We start from the raw sequence: 21,602 nt of genomic DNA on the forward strand, positions 1-21,602 counted from the left end.
TTATGTTTTTAGTTGATTCTCATTGTCATCTACATAAATTGAATTATAAAAATGTTCATAAAAATGTTTCAGATGTATTGAACAAAGCTAAACAAAAAGGAGTGCAGCTAGTTTTGTCGGTTAGTCTCACTATGTCAGATTATGATGACATGGTTGAATTAATTGGATATAGAAACGACGTGGTGTTTTCTTGTGGAGTACATCCTACATATGTATACAATATTAAAAATTTTGATAGCGAAAAATTGTACATTCTGTCTTCTAAAAGAAACGTAGTAGCTATAGGTGAAACTGGATTAGATTATTATCATCGATTAGAAACAGACAGCAAAGAGAAACAAAAAAGAGTGTTTCAAGAGCATATTAATATTGCTAAGGCAGCAAAAAAACCAGTTATTGTACATAGTCGTGTTGCTTGTAAGGATACCGTTACTCTTTTATGCTCAGAAAAAGCAGGAGAGTGCGGTGGTGTATTACATTGTTTTAGCGAAGATATAGATACTGCAAGGCTATTATTAAATCTTAACTTTTATATATCTTTTTCTGGTATGATAACGTTTACTACATCTCATATGATGCAGGAAGTAATCAAATATGTGCCTTCTGATCGTATTTTATTAGAAACTGATTCTCCTTATTTAACTCCAGTTCCTCATAGAGGTAAAGAGAATCAGCCCGCTTATGTATATGCAATTGCTAAGTATGTAGCGCTTGTAAAAAATGTAAGTATAGATAAATTAGCGTGCATCACTACATCTAATTTTCGTACCTTATTTCATTTAGAGTAAAAGTATGGCAACATATATTCTATGAAGAGATTATTTTTTTTAGAACTCTAATTAATCTTTATAATAACAATAATTATATTATATTTAAATTATAATTTAGTTAATATTGGAATAAATTTGGTAAATAATTATAAGGTAAATATATCAGATAGTATCAGCAATATGGATGTAAAGTCTGTATTTAGGGATACGATGTGAGTTTATATGTTTAAAAAAATTATTATAGGATTTATATGATTTACAAAAATAGGATGAGTCATGAAAAAAAACAATATTTTTATAGATATTATTAAAAAGAAAGTTAAAACTGATATCTTATACCAAGATGAGTTAGTTACTGCGTTTTATGATGTAAACCCGCAGGCACCTGTTCATGTATTAATTGTTCCTAATATTTTGATCCCTACTGTTAATCATGCAACAATTCATGATGAAATAATATTAGGTAGATTATTTACAGTGGCAGCAAAAATTGCTGCGCAAAAGAATATACATTCTTCAGGGTATCGCTTAATAATTAATTGTAACAATAATGCTGGGCAAGAAATTTATCATCTTCATATGCATTTATTAGGAGGAAAACCTTTGGGTCCTTTGTTACAGAAAGTAACAATATAGTTGAATTAAAAAATAATTTTTTCATTAAGGTATTTTTGAAGTAGTTGTGTTTTCTTTATATCATAAGGTGCGTATGTGTATGCTAGCTGATGTATAGGTAATGACGTGCGTTGCTTACTGTATAAAATCTATATAATTAAACGAAATTATAAAAAATAATATTTAAATTTTGTTATTAGCACAATAAATAATACGTATTATTGTCATGAATAAAAAGATAATATATTTAGTTTTTAGTATACTTTATTCATATTCTACTGAATCACATAATAATAATGTGCCTGTTTTGACCACGGAACCTGTACTATCAGTACCATCAAAAATTAATTTAATTAATTGGAAGCCAGTTTTATTTAAAATGCTTCAGAATGTATTTTTTTTTGATAGCATTGAGTATGGTAGCGTATTGTTAGTAAATATGGTAAAAAATAACACTAATGGTATTTTACAGGCTAGTAATATTACAAATATTTTAATTCACTGTATTTCAGAAAATACTAGAAAATATAATGTTATTGATATAGTAGAATTGTATTCTGTATATAGAACGTTAGGTGTGTCTCCGGAAGATAATAGAAATTCTTATAATTTTTCTATGAAAATCGCAAATTATTTACAAGCAAATTACATTTTATATGGTATTGCTTATGGAGATGCAGTAAAACCAAATTTAGAATTACAATTAATATCAGTTAAAACTGGTGAGATTTTGCGTGTTGTCAATAATTCTGTATAAAATAAAATAGGATTGTAAATAACTCTTTATAATATAAAGTAATAGCGATTTAAAAAGAATTTTGAAGGATTTTAAAAGTATGATCTCGGGAAATAACTCAATTATTAAAACTTAATAAGATAATTATATTTATCCGTGTGGTAGAGTTTACATAGACTGAATTTATATCCACATTATTATTATATGTATACAAATTTAAAATGGTATTTTATATTCTTATAAGGTAAGCTAAACAGATATTGATGTATAGATCAACTGTATTATTTATTGCGCTACGTTATATTTTAGGAAAATCAAGAGATCAATTTGGTCGGTGTATTTATTGGATTTCTACTGTTGCCATTATGATAGGTGTAATGGCTATGATCACTATATTATCAGTCATGAATGGTGTAGAACGTGATCTAAAACAAAATATTCTTAATTTTATACCTCATGCGCTGCTTACTACTTCAAAAGGATATGTGCATGTTGGACATAAACCAAATTCAATATTACACCAATTAAACAATATAATACATGTGCAGCCGTTGGTCATATCTAATGTAATATTACAAAGTTCTACAAAGGTGTCGTGCGGAGTTATGTTAGGGATCGACTCAAATTTTTTTAAATCATCATATGTCTATTTAGTTAATGAAAGCTCAAATCAACTGATTTTAGGCAAATATTATATAATTATTGGATCAGAATTAGCAAAGCAACTCAAAGTACATATAAATGATCAAATTCGTTTAATTGTTCCCTCTGTTATGCAAATTACTCCTATTGGTTATATTCCTAGTCAACGCTTGTTTACAGTGTTGAATATTTACTTTACTAGCAGTGAAGTTACTTCTTATCAAGTATTAGTGCATCAATCAGATGCTGCTGCATTAATGCATTATCCATCGCAATGTGTTACTGGATGGCGTTTATGGTTGCGTGAACCATTTTCAATTAATAGCTATTATAATAATAAACAACTACAATCATATAAAGATTGGATTTGGAGAGATTGGAGAGAATATAAAGGATCTTTGTTTCAAGCGGTTAAAATGGAAAAGAATATAATGTCCCTATTGTTAGGTTTAATCGTAATAGCAGCAAGTTTTAACATGATTTCTTTTTTAGTTTTATTAATACTGGAAAAACAAATAGAGATTGCGATACTACAAACATATGGTTTTACTCGTCGACAGATTGTGTTGCTTTGTATGATTCAGGGAATTAGTAATGGTATTTTTGGTATTATATTCGGAACAGGATTAGGAGTATTATTGTCTAATAAATTAAATAAAATATTATTATTTTTAAAAATATTTCCAGATACATTACAATTTCCTGTGGAAATAAAATGTTTTCAAATATTAGGTATAATATTTATAACGTTTATGATCATATTGATAGGTACGTTATATCCATCGTGGCGTGCAACTTCTTTTCATCCTGCAAAAATTTTACGTTATGGCTGATATCCCATTATTGTATTGTGTTCAATTAACGAAATATTATAAGCGTGCTAATTTTATAATTAAGGTATTAGATGGTATTACTTTAAGTATACGACCTAATGAATTTATTGCTGTCGTGGGAACATCTGGATCTGGTAAAAGTACATTATTGCATTTGCTTGGGGGATTAGATCAACCAACTGAAGGAGAGATATTTTTTGAAGGTTATGCGCTACATAAGTTATCTGATAATGAGCGCGCTATAATACGTAATAGACGTTTAGGTTTTATTTATCAATTTCATCATTTATTATTGGATTTTGATGTTTTAGAAAATGTAGCTATGCCTTTATTAATTGGAGGCGTTGAATTTAATAAAGCAAAAAATAGAGCGCAACGTATACTAGAATCAGTTGGATTAAAGAATCACATTGATTCTTTTCCACATGAATTATCTGGAGGAGAAAGTCAACGGGTTACTATAGCTCGAGCTATAGTAAACAATCCAGCTTTAGTATTAGCTGACGAACCAACTGGTAATTTAGATCAAGAAAATTCAGAATGTATTTTTCAATTATTAAAGACATTAAATACACATTATGGTACAACTTTTTTAATTGCAACACATGATTTAAGTTTAGCTAAACAATGTCATAAAATATTAACGATATCTGACGGAAAAATAACACTGATTCAAGATAACTCATATAGGTAAGTGTTGACAAATGATATTATCTTTACAAATTGCATTAAAATTTCATCGAGGTTCAAAAAGTAATATCTTAATATCTTTAATATCATTGATTTCTATTGTTAGTATTACCATAGGAATAGCTATATCTATAATTGCATTAAGCACAATGAATGGTTTTAAATATGAATTAAGTAACCGTATTTTGGCAGTTATTCCGCATGGAGAAATTGAACCAGTAAATGTACCCTTTATTAATTGGCAAACGGTGTTAGCTCGAATTCGCCAAATACCAGATATTATTCATGCAAGCCCTTATATTAACTTTTCTGGAGTTATTGAATATAATAATAAATGGCATGTAGTTTATATTAGAAGTATAGATTTAACACAAAACATACATGAAAATCAATTGATTAATTTCATAGAGAAAGATACTTGGAAATATTTTTATGAAAATACGAAACAAATTATCTTAGGGAAAGGAATATCAGATGTTTTAGGAATTAAAGTAGGTGACTGGATTACTATTTTAATTTCTCATGATTTTCGTTCGAACAAAAAATTATTATCATCTAAGAAAATTCGCTTACACGTAGCTGGAATTCTAAATTTAAATAGTCAATTAGACTATAATATCGCTGTAATGTCTTTGTCAGATGTACAACATTATTACAATGAAACATTAGATGTTTTGGGAATAGCTATTAAAACTAATGATATTTTTTCTGTTAATAAAATAGTACATCAAATTAAAAGAGTACTTAATCATCAGGTTTGTGTACGCAGTTGGATGGACACTTATGGATATATTTATAAAGATATTCAAATGGTTCGCATAATTATATATTTATCAATGATATTAATCATTGGCATTTCTTGTTTCAATGTGGTTGTTACTCTAATTTTAGCAATAAAAGATAAAAATTATGATATTGCGATAATTCGCGCATTAGGGGGTAAAAACACTTTTATTCAATGTGTGTTTTTTTGGTATGGATTAATAATTTATATTATTTCTAGTATTATAGGTGCTGGACTAGGTGTTTTTATAACTTTTAATTTAACAAATGTAATTACGAAATGTGATAATATGCTAGGAGGTAAAATTTTATCAGAAGGAGTGTATTTTATTAATTTTTTACCTGTTAAGTTAAATACATGGGATGTATTATCGATATTAAGTACAACATTATTACTTGGATCGTTAACTAGTTGGTATGTAGCATCGAAAACAAAGAAAGCCCATCTATCTAAGATCTTAAGATAAATATTTAAACAAGTATGTAATTGTGATTTTATATATAAAATACAGAACATTTAATATTTAATGTTTAGCTTATTATTTAATTAAAAAAAAATACAATAAGATCATATATTATTTTTTGTTTATAAAAACCTACTATTATTATATTTTGAATGTATATGTATCCTAAAATAGAGGTTAAGTCTATTTATATGTATGTATAAGTATAATATTCATATTTGTTTTATTATCTTTTATAATAATGATTAAAGTAAATTAATTTAGATAAAACGATGACGTTTTATTTTTTTAATATTTTCATATTAATATTAAATATTAATTATTTTATATTTAGTATTATGTTATATTGGTGATATCATTTGCCATTTCTGCTGCTAAACCTGTATAATCAATTGGGGTGATTTGTTGTAATCGTATTTTCTCTGTTGTTGGTAATGGTAGTGATTCAATAAAAATTTTTATTTTTTCAGGATTAATCTCTGTATTGCTGACAAATTTTTTCGTATATTCATAAGATTCATGAATATTATATTTTCGCATTACTGTTTGAATAGCTTCGCTTAACACTAACCAATGTTTATTTAATTCAATCGATATATGTTTTTTATTAACTGTTAATTTTTTTATGCCTTTCAATACACTATAATAGGCAATTAAGGTATACCCCATAGCCATTCCTATATTTCTTAGAACGGTAGAATCGCTTAAATCACGTTGCCAACGTGATATTGGTAATTTGTTGGAAAAATGATTAAACATAGCATTTGCTAAGCCTAAATTTCCTTCAGAATTTTCAAAATCTATAGGATTTACTTTATATGGCATAGTAGAGGATCCAATTGAGATATTGTTATGATTTTGTTTAAAATAGTTAAGAGCAATATAACCCCATATGTCTCTATTAAAATTTATTAAAATGGTATTAAATCGTGCAATGCAGTCAGATAGTTCAGCAACATAATCATGTGGTTCTATTTGTGTTGTATAAGGATTCCATTCAATACCTAAAGATATAACAAATTCTTCACTGAATTTATGCCAATTTACTTCTGGGTACGCTATTATGTGGGCATTATAGTTGCCTACGGCACCATTAATTTTACCTAGTATTTTTATTGATTCTAATTGATGATATTGACGTATCAGTCGATATGCAATATTAGCCATCTCTTTTCCAACGGTAGAAGGGGTAGCGGGTTGCCCGTGGGTTCTAGATAACATGGGGATATCTTTATAATTAATGCTCATTTTTTTTATTGCATCAATCATTTTTTTCCAAATGGGCAAAAGAATAGTTTTTTTAGTGTTAGTTAACATTAATCCATATGCAAGATTATTAATATCGTCTGAAGTACAAGCAAAATGAATAAATTCACTTATTTTTATTAAAGTAGGTAACATTTTTATTTTTTCTTTTAAAAAATATTCTACTGATTTGAGATCATGATTGGTAATTTTTTCTATTTCTTTAATACGTTCTGCATCTTTAATATTAAAATTAGTTACCAATTTATTTAAAAAATCATATTCGATTTGTGTAAAAGGTGGGATTTCTTTAATAGAAATTGTGTTAGCTAATTTATTTAACCAATGTATTTCTATTTGAACACGAAATTTTAGTAGACTAAATTCACTAAAAATATTACGTAAAGAATTAGTTTGTTCATAATAACGACCATCGATAGGAGATATTGCGGTTAAAGGCGATGATTTTATCACTTTTTTTCCTTTTATATTCATTAGGTGTTTATATTTATATGGATGTTTAAACTGAGTTCATCTAATATAAATCTTGCATTTTATGAGCTTTTATATATTTTTTGTGATTAGAAAAAATTTATTTTCATAATCGCAGGAATCATATGAATATTCATATGATTGATTTGTTGATGTTCATATTAAATGTGATGTTAGCTAAATACTAAAAGTAAAAACATTAATATATTTATAATGAAAGTATATGTGTATGTATTAAATATAATAACGATTAGTTGTTTTGGTTGTAGTAATGTTTAATATTGTTATTAATGATTTTTAATTGAATTTAATGGTTGTTTTATATTTATCACAAGTATTATTTTAGCGTTAAGAATCTAGAAAAGGGTATCTTTTTTCAATAATTCCTCCACCCAAACAACGTTCTTTCAAGTAAAAAACTGCTGATTGTCCTGGTGTAATTGCCAATACCGGAGTTTTTAAAATAACTTTAAGCTTGTTATTTAAAAGAGGGTATATTTGACATTGGACATCTAGGTGTCTGTATCTAGTTTTAACTGTACAATATAGAGATGATTTAAGTGTGTGCCGTGTTATCCATTGCGCTTGTTCAGTAATGAATGCGATAGACATGAGACGTGGATGATTACGTCCTTGTGCTACAATTAATGTATTATTTATTATATCTTTATCTATTACGTACCACGGTTGTCCGTTTCCTTGTTTAACCCCACCTATATTTAACCCTTTTCTTTGCCCTAAAGTATAAAATGACACGCCTTGGTGTGCTCCAATTTTGTCTCCATTTACATTAATTATAACTCCTGGTCGTATTGGTATGTAATTACTAATAAAATCTTTAAATTTGCGTTTACCAATAAAACAAATACCAGTTGAGTCTTTTTTGTTTGCTGTAATTAAGTTTAATTTTTTGGCAATATTTCTAACTTGTGATTTATTTAATTCTCCTACAGGAAATAAACATTGTTTAAGTTGTTTATCACTAAGTGTATATAAAAAATAACTTTGATCTTTATTTAAGTCTGAACCACGTATCAAATAAGTTTCTGTGTTCACATTCATACGACGTACATAATGTCCGGTTGCAATAAGATCAGCGCCTAAATCGTTCAGCGCAAATTCCAAAAAACACTTAAATTTAATCTCTTGATTACAGAGTATATCGGGATTAGGAGTGCGACCAACACTATATTCTTGTAAAAATACCTGAAATACATTCTCCCAATATTCTTTAGAAAAATTTATAGTATGTAAATATATACCCAAATTGTTACAGACAGCATGGGTATCCGATAAATCAGATGTTGACGCACAATGTTCTGAACTATCGTCATCTTCCCAATTTTTCATAAATAATCCTTCTACTTTATATCCTTGTTGTTGCAATAACCATGCAGATACAGAAGAATCTACACCGCCAGACATACCAACAATCACTTTTTTTCTACGGGTATATGACATAATAATTTATATAAGAAAAATACAAAAATTATTTACAATAATACTATAGGAAATTACAATTAATATATCAAGTTTTATATTTAAAATAACTTAATTATAAAATGCATGTAATAATTGAATATTTTTAAAAAATAGTATTTTAAATTTATACAAAATATGAAGACTAGCAAATATTCATTTATGATATGAAAGTAATCATACAGTGTTTTAAATTATATTAATTATATTATGTTTATTCAAGTAGTTTTAAATCTAAACATATGCTTATATTTTAAATATCATCAGTTGACTAATATTTTATCCATGTACATTAATTATTATTATTTTGTATCTACTATACGGATATAGTGCAACAGATCAATGCAATTTCCTCAGCGTCATTGATTATTAAAAAAATGCATAAAAAAAAATCATATTTGCTATTTAGATGATGTCCTTCTTATTTGAAAATTCAGCGCTATATAAAACATTCAAATCTATTTTTATGGTTGTCTCTATATAAATTAGATGTTTATTATTCTTATTTATATGCATAAATCATTTAATGTATTAAACCGCATTAATATGACGTGGACAATGTCCGCTGTATTTTACATTTGCATATGCAAATAATATATGATGATATTATTTTTTTAATACATATCTACTTATACATATTGATAAAAAAGTACTATTATTTATAATGTAAAATGAGATTTTATTATGGCTAAAAATAATATAAAAGTGTTGTCTAATAATTTAGCGCATTTTATAAAAAAAACAGATAATTTACAGGGATTTATCCAAGTTAGAGAAGCGCATCGACGTGAGCTTATTGATGATTACATTGAATTAATTGCAGATTTAATTCAAGAATGCGGGCAAGCGCGTCAAGTAGATTTAGCATCAAGGCTTGGAGTAGCACAACCAACAGTAGCTAAAATGCTAAAAAAACTAATTGCTTATTCATTAGTTGAACATAAACGTTATCGCGGAGTGTCGTTGACAAAACAAGGGAAACAATTGGCTAATGAAAATCATAAACGACACAAAATTGTAAAAACTTTTCTCATGGCTTTAGGTATAAATAAAAAAATTGCTCAAAGAGATGCAGAAGGCATTGAACATCACGTTAGTAATGAAACGCTATTGGCGTTTAGACAATTTTCTGAGCGTTTCAATAGATAATATAATAATTTATGCAAGGATATCTATATAATCAAACAGGGTTTAATTTTGTATTATAATAAACTATGTTTATAGTATAAACATAGGCATTCAATTAATTTGGGTTGTTTATTTCAGTCAAACTAATGTATATGTAACTGTATTTGCTTACCTATTAAAAAATGAAATATTTGATTGTGTATAGCGCAATCAACTTTTTTGACATTTTTAGTATAAATTTGCAATGCATTTTGTTTATTGTAATAACGAATCTAAATCTGAGTCATTGTTCATTTATTTATATATGCATATGTAAATAAATATCCCTGCGTATCTCAATCGTTCTATTATATAAAATAGATTTTTTTAAGTATAAAAAACATTACTTTTGTACAACAATTTTATATAAAGTATATGTTTTAAGTATAAAAATCATGAACTTATGAAGATATATATAATATATATAATTGTGATGTTGTTGGTAACAACTTGTGTACAACAGAACATCGAAAAAAATACCACACAAATATTATATACTAATTCAAGGCACAAGATGATTTATTCTCCTAAACATCAACAACGTATTACACCATCTATGTACAATGATTACATTCATCGTTGTGCAATGAATTACGGAGTAGATGCATCTTTAATTAAAGCTATTATTCAGGTCGAATCTAATTATGATCCTGCTGTGATCAGTAAGTCTAATGCTGTTGGATTAATGCAGCTTAAAGCAGATGCCGCAGGAAGAGATGCTTACCGTTTGAAAGGATGGGGAGGGAAACCTAGTATTCATGATTTAAAAAATGCTGCTATTAATATTGATCTTGGTACTGCTTATTTATCTATATTGCAAAAACAATTAGAAGGAATTATTGATCTAAAAACTAGACGTTACGCTGTAATTGTTGCTTACGTGAATGGTTTAAGCGCGTTATTAAAAACATTTTCTATTGATCACGATTATGCTATTGAAAAAATAAATAAGCTTAATCCAGAACAATTTTACCAATACATACAATCTCATCATCCATCTAAACAAGCACCACGTTATTTATCTAAAATTAATTCTATTTACGTTGCGCAAGATTAGTTATAATCTGATGTATAAAAACATTGTTTTAATGTTTTATTTTTAACAATAGTTTTATGAGGTATATGTCTAATAAAAGTTATTTTATAAAATATATTATTAATACTATTTATTTATAGTGAGTTAATTTTTACATAAGTTACAAATAAACAAATGACGTATTTATTTCAATTATTATTGAAATAAAATTATGAGAAGTATTGACCCGACGTTTGAGTATTAGTGCGCTGTTAGTTGATTAATCAAATCAACTATAATAGTTTTGAGAATACAATAATACTTTTCATGTTTTTATTTAGTTAACACTTATTGTACGTTGTAAATGAACTGTGTACTAAGTTTTGCCGGATAAGATATTCGTTTGTATTTAATGATATAAAATTTATTGTTATGTATAGATATATATATTCACTTTATTTATATATACAGCTATATCTATAGTGATTATATTTTTTAGTAGGTATTATGAATCAGTATCGCTATATAGTATTAAAATAAAAAATGATAATTGTTAAAATTTTTGTAATAGCTATTTTATAGCACTGTTACTTCTGTTGAAAAATTCAGAATTGCAAATGATATAGTAGTGTTGAATAAAAAATGTAATATTGCAATAACTGCATGGTTATTAATTGTATATTACTTTTGTTAAATTTTTAATAGATAGGAAAAGTAAGTTCAAGTTTTATTGATTCTTTGAAAAAGTTTATAAATGAGTGCCTCATTTGCAAGAATTGTTTCTGATCAAAAGAACATATAAATAAATTATATTTGCTCTCTTTCAATGTGTTATTAATAGTTATTTGATAACATAGTGTTAGAAATAAAAAATAGTTATTAAAAGTAAATATTATGTTAAATATATTGATATGATATCCAAGATATTCAGAATTAGAAATATAATAACATTACTCTCCATGTAGATTGATTTATATCTATTTGTATTATGTGATTTCGGTGCATTGTATATTACAGTCATTGCATTCAATTCCTAATTCTGAATGAAAAGTACAAATATTGCATGAATTTATTTCTTTACAACAATATAATTTAATATGATCTTTTTTAGTATATAGGTACAAAAAACCGATACTGAATAATATTAAGACCATTATTGTCAAAGTAATCATGTATTTTATATGAGTTTTTATATGTAACAAAATAGGAGATGATAAATTGTTATTTTGATCTGTGGTTTTGAGTAGGGAAGAAGATACACATGGTTTGTCTTCATTTATTTTTTCTATGGTCAATTGATTATTGAGTTTTAATCCTCGTTTGGGAATAGTTATAATAGATGAAGCATCTAACCCAAAAGAAGTTAAAGTTTTGCGTATTAAACTAATTTGTTGATTTAAGTTGCCATTAGATGGTTCAAGTCCATAAGCTCTCCAAACAATTGAAAATAAGTGTTCTCGAGCGACCGGCGCACAAATATCAGCATTATGCTGCTTAATGAGTTCTTCCAACACTCGTCCAGCAGAATTAGATAATTTCACTGATGTATCAGAATCAGTTAATGATGTCAAAATATATTCTGTAGTATCAAATATTATAGTTGATTGGATGATATATTTCATTTAGTTGCTCTATATGAATAGTACATGGACACAGCAATATTTACACTAGCTGTTATATAAGATCTAAATATATAATTTTTTAATTAAAATATATAAAGACCATAAAAAGTATTTGTATTATGAAAATTGAAATTAACACAATTTTAGTGCTATTATTTTAGATTGTGGAAATTTTACAATTTATATTTAGATAGTATAACAACATATTTCAAAAATCTAGCGTATTAGTATTAGAGAACACCTAGAGTAATATATAAAAAAAATAATATTGTTATGTATATTAGTATGCCGACATATATAAGTTGTCAGTTGATTTTGATGCTAAATTAAATAATATGCGTCAATTACATTTCAGACAATTTCAGAACAATAAATGTTTTTATTTTTCTAATACTAAAACATTATTTTTAGTCGAAAATTCTATAGATCATAATCTATTTTTTAGTATTATGATTGTTGTAAGTAATTTAGACTGTGTATTTAATTAATTAGAGATACATGGTTTCAATTAAGATTGTTAATATTATCGATTTATCCCATGGCTCCTAGCATGAAATGATTGTGTAATATATACATTGCGATTATTGTAATAACTATATTGAAACATATAATAATAATTATGAGCACACATATGGTTTATAGTATATTTTTTCATAGTTTTAGAATATTAGTTCACATAATTTTGTTTTTAATATACTTTGTTTTAATCATATTCACTTTTAATAATTCTCAGGCTGATTCAGATGATGTATCTGTTAGTAGGCAATCTAATGATACTTCGATATTGCTATTTAATGATATACAGAAACTACCCACATTAGTTCAAATAAAAGCACATGATGACATTATCACTATTATTTCACCAAAAAGTTCTCCATTGATTTTTACTGATTCTCCAGCAATATCTTTGCAATCGTTATATGTAGCTGATGTTGCCGATTATTTAAAAGGTATTGCTGGATTTACTGCTATTCGTAATGGAGGAGTAAATAATGAACCAGTATTTCGAGGGATGTTTGGGTCTAGGATGCGCATTTTGATAGACAGCGGTGAAGTACTTGGTGCTTGTTTTTCTCACATGGATCCTGTTAGTGCTTACATTTCTCCAGGGACTTTTGATGTTTTGAATATTATTAAAGGCCCTCAGACAGTGCTATGGGGTCCTGTACCGTCTGTAGGCACATTACAATTTGAACGATATCACCCTCGATTTGATAAATCAAAAATTCAATTGCGTAGTAACGTAACAATAGGTGCAAATAACAAAATAGAAAAAAATATAGACAGTATTATGGGGAATGAATATGGTTATCTTAGATTGATAGGTAATGTTTCTCGTTCAGACGATTATTATGATGGGAATAAACATCAAGTACATTCTGCTTGGTATAAATGGAACGCTGATGCGATTTTGTCATTTAACCTAAGTGCAGATACATATTTAGAAATTAGCTTAGGCCAGGGAAATGGCAATGCAAACTATGCCTCTAGATCTATGGATGGGGTATGTTTTGCCAGAGAAAGTTATGGAATGAAAATAGAAACCGCAGATATCAGCAAAACACTAGATAAAATTGAATTACAAGTTTGGCATAACTATGTAAATCATATTATGGCTGATACTATATCTCATATTACAGAATCATCTACTAAAAAATGTTGTAGTTTTAGTGATAATACTAATAATAATGTCGATCGATTGATATGGGGCGTGAGAGGTATTACCGTATCTCAATGCAACAACATTAAATATTATAGTGGCGCAGATATACAAATTAATAAACATAGAAAACATCTGAAATCTGATTTTCATTGGAAAACAGATGTTATCTCTCAAGATACTGGTATATTTACTGAATTTATTATTGATTCGTTATCACAAAAAAGATTGGTTGGGGGTGCGCGATTGGAACACAGTGTAATTAATTTTGATCATTATCCTACTCAATACAAACGATATAGTACAATATATCCAGCTGGATTCATACGCTATGAAGATGATTTTAATCCGTTATTGTCATATTATGTTGGTGTGGGAACAAGTTTTCGTTTACCTGATTATTTGGAGTTATTCTATACTAGACCAAAAAAAGGCGTTAACATAGATGATATTTTTCAATTGAAACCTGAAAAAACTATACAAGTAGATATAGGAGCGCATTTTCAACACCTACAAACAAACGGATGGGTATCATCTTATATTGGCTATACTAAAGATTTTATTTTGTGTAGTTATGACAATGATGGTATCACACAAGATGATGTCAGTTATACAAAGAATGTCCGCGCTCAAATATGCGGAGCTGAAGTAGGATTAAATTATAAATTTAATAACCATTGGCGTACTGAAAGTAATGTCTCATGGACCCGAGGATTTAATATAGACGATAATTGTGTTTTACCTAAAATTCCCCCATTAGAAGGCAAAATCACATGTCAATGGACGCAAGGATGTTATAGTATGGTTGCTTTGTGGAGATTTGCATTATCCACGCAATCTACTAATAATTCGTTATTGCCGCCGTTACCTGTTACTCCTAAGGATGTACTGTTACATACAGGTACAGATCATAACAACTCAGGGTTTGGAACGTTATCCACACATTTGGCCTGGACAAGATCTCAATTTTATAAATTTAGCGTTGGCGTAGACAATTTATTAAATAGTAATTATAGAAACTGCTTAAATTCATATGTTCATAAACGACTTGGATATCCTGCTGGCACATTAATTTATGAACCAGGGCGTACTTGGTGGATAAAAGTGGGAATGGCGTTGTAAATATAAACAAAAAATGATAAGGAAATAGAAAGAATTTTAACTTATAATTTATACTAATATAATTTATGTAAGTGTACATACCTAACTTCATTAGTGTTCGTGGTAAACTTAATGCATAAATCATAAGTCGATCTCAGTGATGTATTTTAAACAGTATATACAACTCTGTTCATTATTATCATCGGCTACGAAAAATAATTCTTCCTTTGCTTAAATCGTATGGTGTAAGTTCGACGGTAACTGTATCTCCTGTTAGTATTCGAATATAGTTTTTTCTTATTTTTCCAGAAATATGTGCCACAATGATATGTCCATTTTCCAATTTTACACGGAACATTGTATTAGGTAAAGTGTCTAATACTACGCCGTGCATTTCAAAATTATCTTCCTTTGTCATCGCGGTCTCTAGTAAATTAAACTAATAAGTTAGAATTCTATCATAAGATAAAAACTAATCAAGTGTTGATTTCTATGCATACAATGATTGAATGTTTTAATTTTCAACAAAATTTTAAAAATAAAATATAACTATTAAAGTTCATAACAATAGAAATATGCACGTCTATTGTTATAAATTATTACCTATTTTATTCATAGATATACATGTATGAATACCTAGTATGAATCTTATTTTTTTCGGTATCTTCATATATGTATAGGTTTTAATATAATTGCTGCATATTTAACGTAATTAACTAATGCATGTATCAATAATATAAGCGCTCTGCATGTGAACCCTTTAAATAAAAACAATTATATATTTATTTCCTGTAGAATTAATGTATTTTAAATTTTGTTTTTTTATTTTATTTTTTGTACATGTACATGTATTAATCTAAAGAAGACAAATAGCGTTCAGCATCTATTGCAGCCATACAACCTGATCCAGCTGCAGTAATTGCTTGACGATAATTATAATCTATAACATCTCCTGCTGCAAATATACCTGGAATAGAGGTAGCTGTTGCATTTCCATTTATACCAGATTGTACACCAATATATCCATTGTTTAATACGAGTTGATCACTGAATATAGAAGTATTTGGATTATATCCGATAGCAATAAATACACCTTGGAGAGTTACTATATGTTCTATATGTTGTGTTATGTCTTTTACACGTAACCCAGTAACATCAGTACCATTACCTAATATTTCTTGGACAACATGATTAGTATGTAAAATAATATTATTGTTTTGTACTTTATGCATAAGTCTGCTAATTAATATTTTTTCTGCACTAAATTTATCACGACGATGAATAAGATGGACTTTAGAAGCAATATTAGATAAATATAAACTTTCTTCTACTGCCGTATTACCACCCCCTACAACTGCAACAATTTGTTTATTAAAAAAAAATCCATCACAAGTAGCACACGAAGATACGCCTTTACCTTTATATTTTTCTTCAGAAGGTATACCAAGGTTGCGTGCATACCCTCCTGTACTTATGATCAAAGCCTCACACGTGTATTCATATGTATTGCCGTACAAACAAAAAGGATATTGTTTAAAATTTACTTTATAAATATGATCAGAAATAATTTCTGTACATAAATAAGTAGCGTGTGCATTCATACGACTCATTAACATAGGTCCAGTGAGATTTTTTGGATCTCCAGGCCAATTTTCTATATCTGTAGTACCATTCAGTTGTCCTCCTATTTCTAATCCAGTGACTAACACAGGATTTAAATTAGCCCGTGCAGCATAAACAGCGGCGGTATACCCGGCAGGCCCTGATCCCAATATAAGTAGTTTGCAATGTTTTTTTATTGCCATAACGTTGTGCCTTATCATATATTGTCTAAATAAAATTCAAACATTGCTTACGTGTGTTGAACTAAGTACTAATATTATGCTATTTAATATTAATAAAAAAACAAACGTAATATATGCAATTAAAATAAAAATTACTATTTACTTTTTATGATTTTTGTAAACTTATCTTCTTATATCAATTTTAAATTTTTAATTAATGTAGAAATATATTTTTGATATGATATTAATATGTAATCAGACATCTAATTTTTTTTTACCTTATTGCGTATAAGGATCGTAATCAAAATGATACAGATTATTATCTGTATAGTAAATTGCTAACCGTAAAAAATCTTAGATTATATAAAACGCAACGTATTGCAAGATATATTTATAATATATAACAAGTATTTTATAGAAAAATTAAAAATACTTTTTGAATTTTATCAGGATATCTATTTTTATCAAATATGTATATGTGAGTTTAAATAATTTTATGAACATACTATTTATTCATAATTTATGTAAATTTAATGTGTATAAATAATATGTATTTATACATACATACTATAATTATAGTATGTATGATCATTTATGATAAATTGAAGGTACGGTTATCTAAATTTAATGAGAATACTTAATATAAATAAATAATATTAAACAAAAAATTTTGCATCAAATACTTAAGTAAGGGATGTATTTTAGTGATTAATTTAATATTAATTGGTATAAGCATAACTTTATTATATTTAATTATTACGTTAATTAGTTTCAATCCTGCAGATCCTGGATGGTTACAGACTATATGGCATGGACCAATTCATAATATTGGAGGTATATTAGGAGCAAAAATTTCTGATTTCTTATTTTTTATTTTTGGTGCTCCAGCTTTTATAATTCCGTTATTTATGTTATTTTATCTTTGGAGGATTTATACGCAAAATATTCATATTACTATTTCATTTTTTTTATTTAAATTAATAGGTATATTGATATTATTATTCTCGTGTTGTGGATTAGCTCATTTAACTATTAATAATGTTTTTTATTTTTCTTCAGGTGGTATAGTAGGAAGTATATCCTATCATATTGTTTCAACTTATGGAAACATAACTTCTCATGTTAGTGTAATCGTGTTTTTGTTAATCGGAATTATTGATATAATGGTATTTTTTAATAGATTTTTTTGGATAATTTTAAAAACTATTAAGAACCAGTTTTTTAATTATTTACATTATTTACGCACATTGTTTTTTTATAAAAAAAAATGTCGATGTCGATTCAATCATCAAAAATTTTACACTAAACAACATATTTATCCATTAGTTTTTTCTACACAAGATCCCAATTTTTTAAAAAAATCGGAAAATGATTTATTAAACATGCATACAATCTCTAATGTATCTGAAAGTATTCACCGATCTTCCAAACAATTTAATTCTACTTTAAAAAATGATTTTATCCAAATGCAATGTATTGCGGCTACGAAGATCTTGAATCAAGTTATCAATAAAATTGAGAATTTGTTATCCCGCACTAAATTATATATAAACAAAGAAAGTTACAAGCATTATCAAAAAAAATATATGAATAATATTTTTTTTAAGCGAAAAAGTTGTGCCTTAACAACTAATAAACGTGATGAAAAAACGTATAACAATCATAATAAATGCTGTCTTGAACAAAAAGAACAAAAACATGACACAACACGGATACAAGATTTAAATCTAGTATGTACTGATAGTAATCATCACAAGCGAAAAATGCCTATGTTTGTTAAGGCAAACATAAAACAACATATGCTTTTATTTAAACATAAAAAAATTCCTATGGTGCATTGGAATACATATTATGACAATCAAGCTATTGCTTTTCCAGATATGAACCTATTAACTAGATCTTCTTCAGAAAAAACAATGGATTGCTTAGAGTTAAAGAAAATTTCTCAATTATTAGAATCAAAACTATCAGAATATCGTATTGTAGCAAATGTAGCCAATATTGTTCCTGGCCCGGTAATTACTCGATTTGAATTAAATTTATCACCAGGTACAAAATCGTCAAAGATTTCTAATTTATCACGTGATATAGCTCGTGTTTTATACACAACCTCTGTCAAAGTAGTAGATGTGATCCCTGGTACACCATATGTTGGATTAGAAATTCCTAATAAAAAACGTAATACAGTATATTTAGGAGATATAATTAGTTCAGATCAGTTTAGGAATATCAATACTCCATTAGCATTGGTCTTAGGAAAAGATATATCTGGGGAACCATTAATTGTAGATCTTAAATCTATGCCACACTTATTGGTTGCTGGAACTACTGGATCAGGTAAATCTGTAGGCATTAATACTATGATTATTAGTATTTTATACAAAGCTACGCCAGAAGAAGTGCGTTTTATTATGATTGATCCTAAAATTTTAGAATTATCAGTATATTCAGGTATTCCTCATCTTTTAAAACAAGTTATCACTGATACGCAAGAAGTTTATGAGGTATTACAATGGTGTATACAGGAAATGGAACGTCGTTATAAACTAATGGCTATGATCGGCGTTAGAAATTTGGAAAATTATAATAATCATATAAAACAATGTTATTATAAAAAATATGCAACAAGCGGCATTATAAGCGAGTGTATTAATAGTGTATTATCTTCTGATACATTAAAAAAATTGCCTTATATTGTAATTATTGTAGATGAATTTTCAGATCTGATGATAACTACGACAAAAAGAGTAGAAGAATTAGTTATTCGTTTAACACAAAAAGCTCGTGCTGCTGGGATTCATATAATATTAGCAACTCAAAGACCATCAGTAGATGTGATTACTGGAGTAATTAAAGCAAATATTCCAGCACGTATAGCTTTTACTGTATCAAGTAAAATAGATTCTCGTACTATTCTTGGTCAATCTGGAGCAGAATCTTTATTAGGTATGGGTGATATGTTATATTTAGGACCTAATTCTTCCATATCTACTCGAGTACATGGAGCATTCATAGAAGATCAAGAAATACATGCAGTAGTTAATTTTTGGAAAACTAAATAGTTAATTTATAATCTTTTTTGAATAATAAGAGTTACTATAGCATCATGTACAAAGGTTGGTACGTGTGTGTAGATATTATGACGTTATTATGTATTTGAATAAATATATATGATAACGGAGAATAATTAATTAAAAATGATTAAGCAAATAATATACGCTAGTTTTTTAAATATTATTGTAATTGTTTCAGCAGTTGCTGATCATATGTCAATGGTTGTATTACAAAATCGTCTTAAAAAAATAAATGATTTTTACGTACATTTTACTCAAAAAGTCATTAATTCTGATAGCAATCAGTTATCGGAAGGATATGGGGAACTATGGGTAAAACGTCCTAATCTATTTAATTGGCATATAATAGTTCCTGAAGAAAATTTTCTAATATCTGATGGGAAAACACTTTGGTTTTATGTTCCTTCTATCAAACAAGTTACTGCGTATTGGTTACAGAACTTTTCCGATAACATTTTTTTTATGTTATTTTTTGAAAATAACATGTGTATATGGGATAATTATAATGTATCTCAACAAGGGGATTTTTTTTCTCTAATACCAATAAGTAATAGTTTTAATTTAAAAGAATGCAAAATTAAGATAACTGATTGCGGTACGATTGAGATGTTTAGCATCTTTGAAGAAACAGGACAACATGTGGATTACTATTTATTAGACCAAAATAATAATGATGTCGATATAAGTAAGTTTTGTTTTACTTTTTCTGAAGATATTGAATTAGACGAACAACGTAAATAATATTTATTGGGTGATTCATTTATATTTTGTTGCATGATTATAAAATATTTATTTTATACGAGAAATATAAGGAAATCATATAAAATTTCTCACTTAAATTCTATTGATATATTAGAAGGAATTTTAAATATATCATGCATATAAATATTGCATTCAATAAATTTATTAACTTGTTTATTAACAATAAAATTAATATATCATTTTGTATAATAGAATAAAATTTTAAAAAATATTTTGATTTGATATTATGCAATGTGGGATTTATTTGCTTATTGTATTGTTATAGGTATAAACTTTTCAGAATTAAAAATTCACAAAATATATTCTTTATTGTGTAACTGAAAAATGACGATCATATTATTATTATCGATGTATGTGATATTTCATTTTTATAGTTAAAACATGTTTCTTTATTTAATAAAGACTAATGAAGTTATCCCAATTATTGTAAGTAATTATTAATTTACATACACAAGCATGCTTATATATGAATAAGGTATTGTTTTTATAAAAAATGTAAAAAAACGAATAATATTATAGCGTTTGCGTTTACAAATATGGTGTATTTCATAATTTATTTTTAATACAAATTAACATCACAAAATAAATTATGAAATAATGTTTATATATTGAGGCATACATGATAACAATTGATTTTTAATTTAAATTACTTTTTGTTTTTGGTATGC

At 27.2% G+C, this 21,602-nt stretch carries 15 protein-coding genes and 2 pseudogenes; 12 read left to right on the forward strand and 5 right to left on the reverse strand.

The genetic code is table 11. The features are described from left to right. Positions 1-2 precede the first annotated feature (2 nt). The 6 genes from CBquer539_RS01800 to lolE all read left to right on the forward strand — a co-directional run bounded on the left by CBquer539_RS01800 (position 3) and on the right by lolE (position 5,536). Positions 3-788, forward strand: coding sequence for a YchF/TatD family DNA exonuclease (locus CBquer539_RS01800; protein WP_500836185.1), 786 nt, complete (start codon positions 3-5; stop codon positions 786-788). A gap of 258 nt (positions 789-1,046) precedes the next feature. Next, on the forward strand, positions 1,047-1,406 hold the full coding sequence (locus tag CBquer539_RS01805) for an HIT domain-containing protein (RefSeq protein ID WP_500836186.1): 360 nt from the start codon (positions 1,047-1,049) through the stop codon (positions 1,404-1,406). Between the two features lie 205 nt (positions 1,407-1,611). Then, entirely contained in the window at positions 1,612-2,142 is a 531-nt protein-coding gene (locus tag CBquer539_RS01810; RefSeq protein ID WP_500836187.1) for an LpoB-related protein, read from the forward strand. 242 nt (positions 2,143-2,384) lie between these two features. Further along, entirely contained in the window at positions 2,385-3,596 is a 1,212-nt protein-coding gene (gene lolC / locus CBquer539_RS01815; protein WP_500836188.1) for a lipoprotein-releasing ABC transporter permease subunit LolC, read from the forward strand. Beyond that, complete coding sequence (lolD, locus tag CBquer539_RS01820; protein WP_500836189.1) at positions 3,589-4,290, forward strand: lipoprotein-releasing ABC transporter ATP-binding protein LolD; 702 nt, start codon at positions 3,589-3,591, stop codon at positions 4,288-4,290. The genes lolC and lolD overlap by 8 nt, the downstream gene beginning before the upstream one ends. Positions 4,291-4,300: 10 nt before the next feature. Next, complete coding sequence (gene lolE / locus CBquer539_RS01825) at positions 4,301-5,536, forward strand: lipoprotein-releasing ABC transporter permease subunit LolE (protein WP_500836190.1); 1,236 nt, start codon at positions 4,301-4,303, stop codon at positions 5,534-5,536. A gap of 333 nt (positions 5,537-5,869) precedes the next feature. Here lolE and purB read toward each other — a convergent pair whose 3' ends face one another. Next, positions 5,870-7,249 carry an adenylosuccinate lyase gene (purB, locus tag CBquer539_RS01830; protein ID WP_500836741.1) on the reverse strand — a complete coding sequence of 460 codons (1,380 nt, stop codon included), beginning with the start codon at positions 7,247-7,249 and terminating at the stop codon, positions 5,870-5,872. Between the two features lie 369 nt (positions 7,250-7,618). Next, positions 7,619-8,731 (reverse strand): tRNA 2-thiouridine(34) synthase MnmA, encoded by a 1,113-nt coding sequence (gene mnmA / locus CBquer539_RS01835; RefSeq protein ID WP_500836191.1) that lies wholly within the window; start codon positions 8,729-8,731, stop codon positions 7,619-7,621. Positions 8,732-9,433: 702 nt separating this feature from the next. Between mnmA and mntR the strand changes: the two genes are divergently transcribed. Together mntR and CBquer539_RS01845 are read left to right on the forward strand one after the other, a co-directional pair. After that, positions 9,434-9,898: a manganese-binding transcriptional regulator MntR gene (mntR, locus tag CBquer539_RS01840; protein WP_500836192.1), complete on the forward strand. Its 465-nt coding sequence runs from the start codon at positions 9,434-9,436 to the stop codon at positions 9,896-9,898. Between the two features lie 421 nt (positions 9,899-10,319). Next, complete coding sequence (locus CBquer539_RS01845; protein WP_500836193.1) at positions 10,320-10,973, forward strand: transglycosylase SLT domain-containing protein; 654 nt, start codon at positions 10,320-10,322, stop codon at positions 10,971-10,973. 944 nt (positions 10,974-11,917) lie between these two features. Here the strand turns inward: CBquer539_RS01845 and CBquer539_RS01850 are convergent. Then, positions 11,918-12,553 (reverse strand): winged helix-turn-helix domain-containing protein, encoded by a 636-nt coding sequence (locus CBquer539_RS01850; protein WP_500836194.1) that lies wholly within the window; start codon positions 12,551-12,553, stop codon positions 11,918-11,920. A 631-nt stretch (positions 12,554-13,184) separates the two neighbouring features. Here CBquer539_RS01850 and CBquer539_RS01855 point away from each other — a divergent pair. Next, on the forward strand, positions 13,185-15,335 hold the full coding sequence (locus CBquer539_RS01855; protein ID WP_500836195.1) for a TonB-dependent receptor domain-containing protein: 2,151 nt from the start codon (positions 13,185-13,187) through the stop codon (positions 15,333-15,335). A 178-nt stretch (positions 15,336-15,513) separates the two neighbouring features. Here the strand turns inward: CBquer539_RS01855 and infA are convergent, their stop codons facing one another. Then, positions 15,514-15,732 (reverse strand): translation initiation factor IF-1, encoded by a 219-nt coding sequence (gene infA, locus CBquer539_RS01860; protein WP_500836196.1) that lies wholly within the window; start codon positions 15,730-15,732, stop codon positions 15,514-15,516. 433 nt (positions 15,733-16,165) lie between these two features. Continuing rightward, positions 16,166-17,119, reverse strand: coding sequence for a thioredoxin-disulfide reductase (gene trxB / locus CBquer539_RS01865; protein WP_500836197.1), 954 nt, complete (start codon positions 17,117-17,119; stop codon positions 16,166-16,168). 683 nt (positions 17,120-17,802) lie between these two features. On the opposite strand from trxB, the pseudogene CBquer539_RS01870 reads away from it, so the two are divergent. The 3 genes and pseudogenes from CBquer539_RS01870 to lolA form a co-directional block, all read left to right on the forward strand. Beyond that, positions 17,803-18,264, forward strand: a pseudogene (locus tag CBquer539_RS01870) (DNA translocase FtsK 4TM domain-containing protein); the annotation flags it as partial. Between the two features lie 708 nt (positions 18,265-18,972). Then, positions 18,973-20,157 (forward strand): annotated as a pseudogene (locus tag CBquer539_RS01875) (DNA translocase FtsK); the annotation flags it as partial. Positions 20,158-20,295: 138 nt separating this feature from the next. Continuing rightward, on the forward strand, positions 20,296-20,913 hold the full coding sequence (gene lolA / locus CBquer539_RS01880) for an outer membrane lipoprotein periplasmic chaperone LolA (protein WP_500836198.1): 618 nt from the start codon (positions 20,296-20,298) through the stop codon (positions 20,911-20,913). The last annotated feature ends 689 nt before the right edge of the window (positions 20,914-21,602 follow it).

The organism is Blochmannia endosymbiont of Camponotus quercicola, assembly GCF_059935335.1.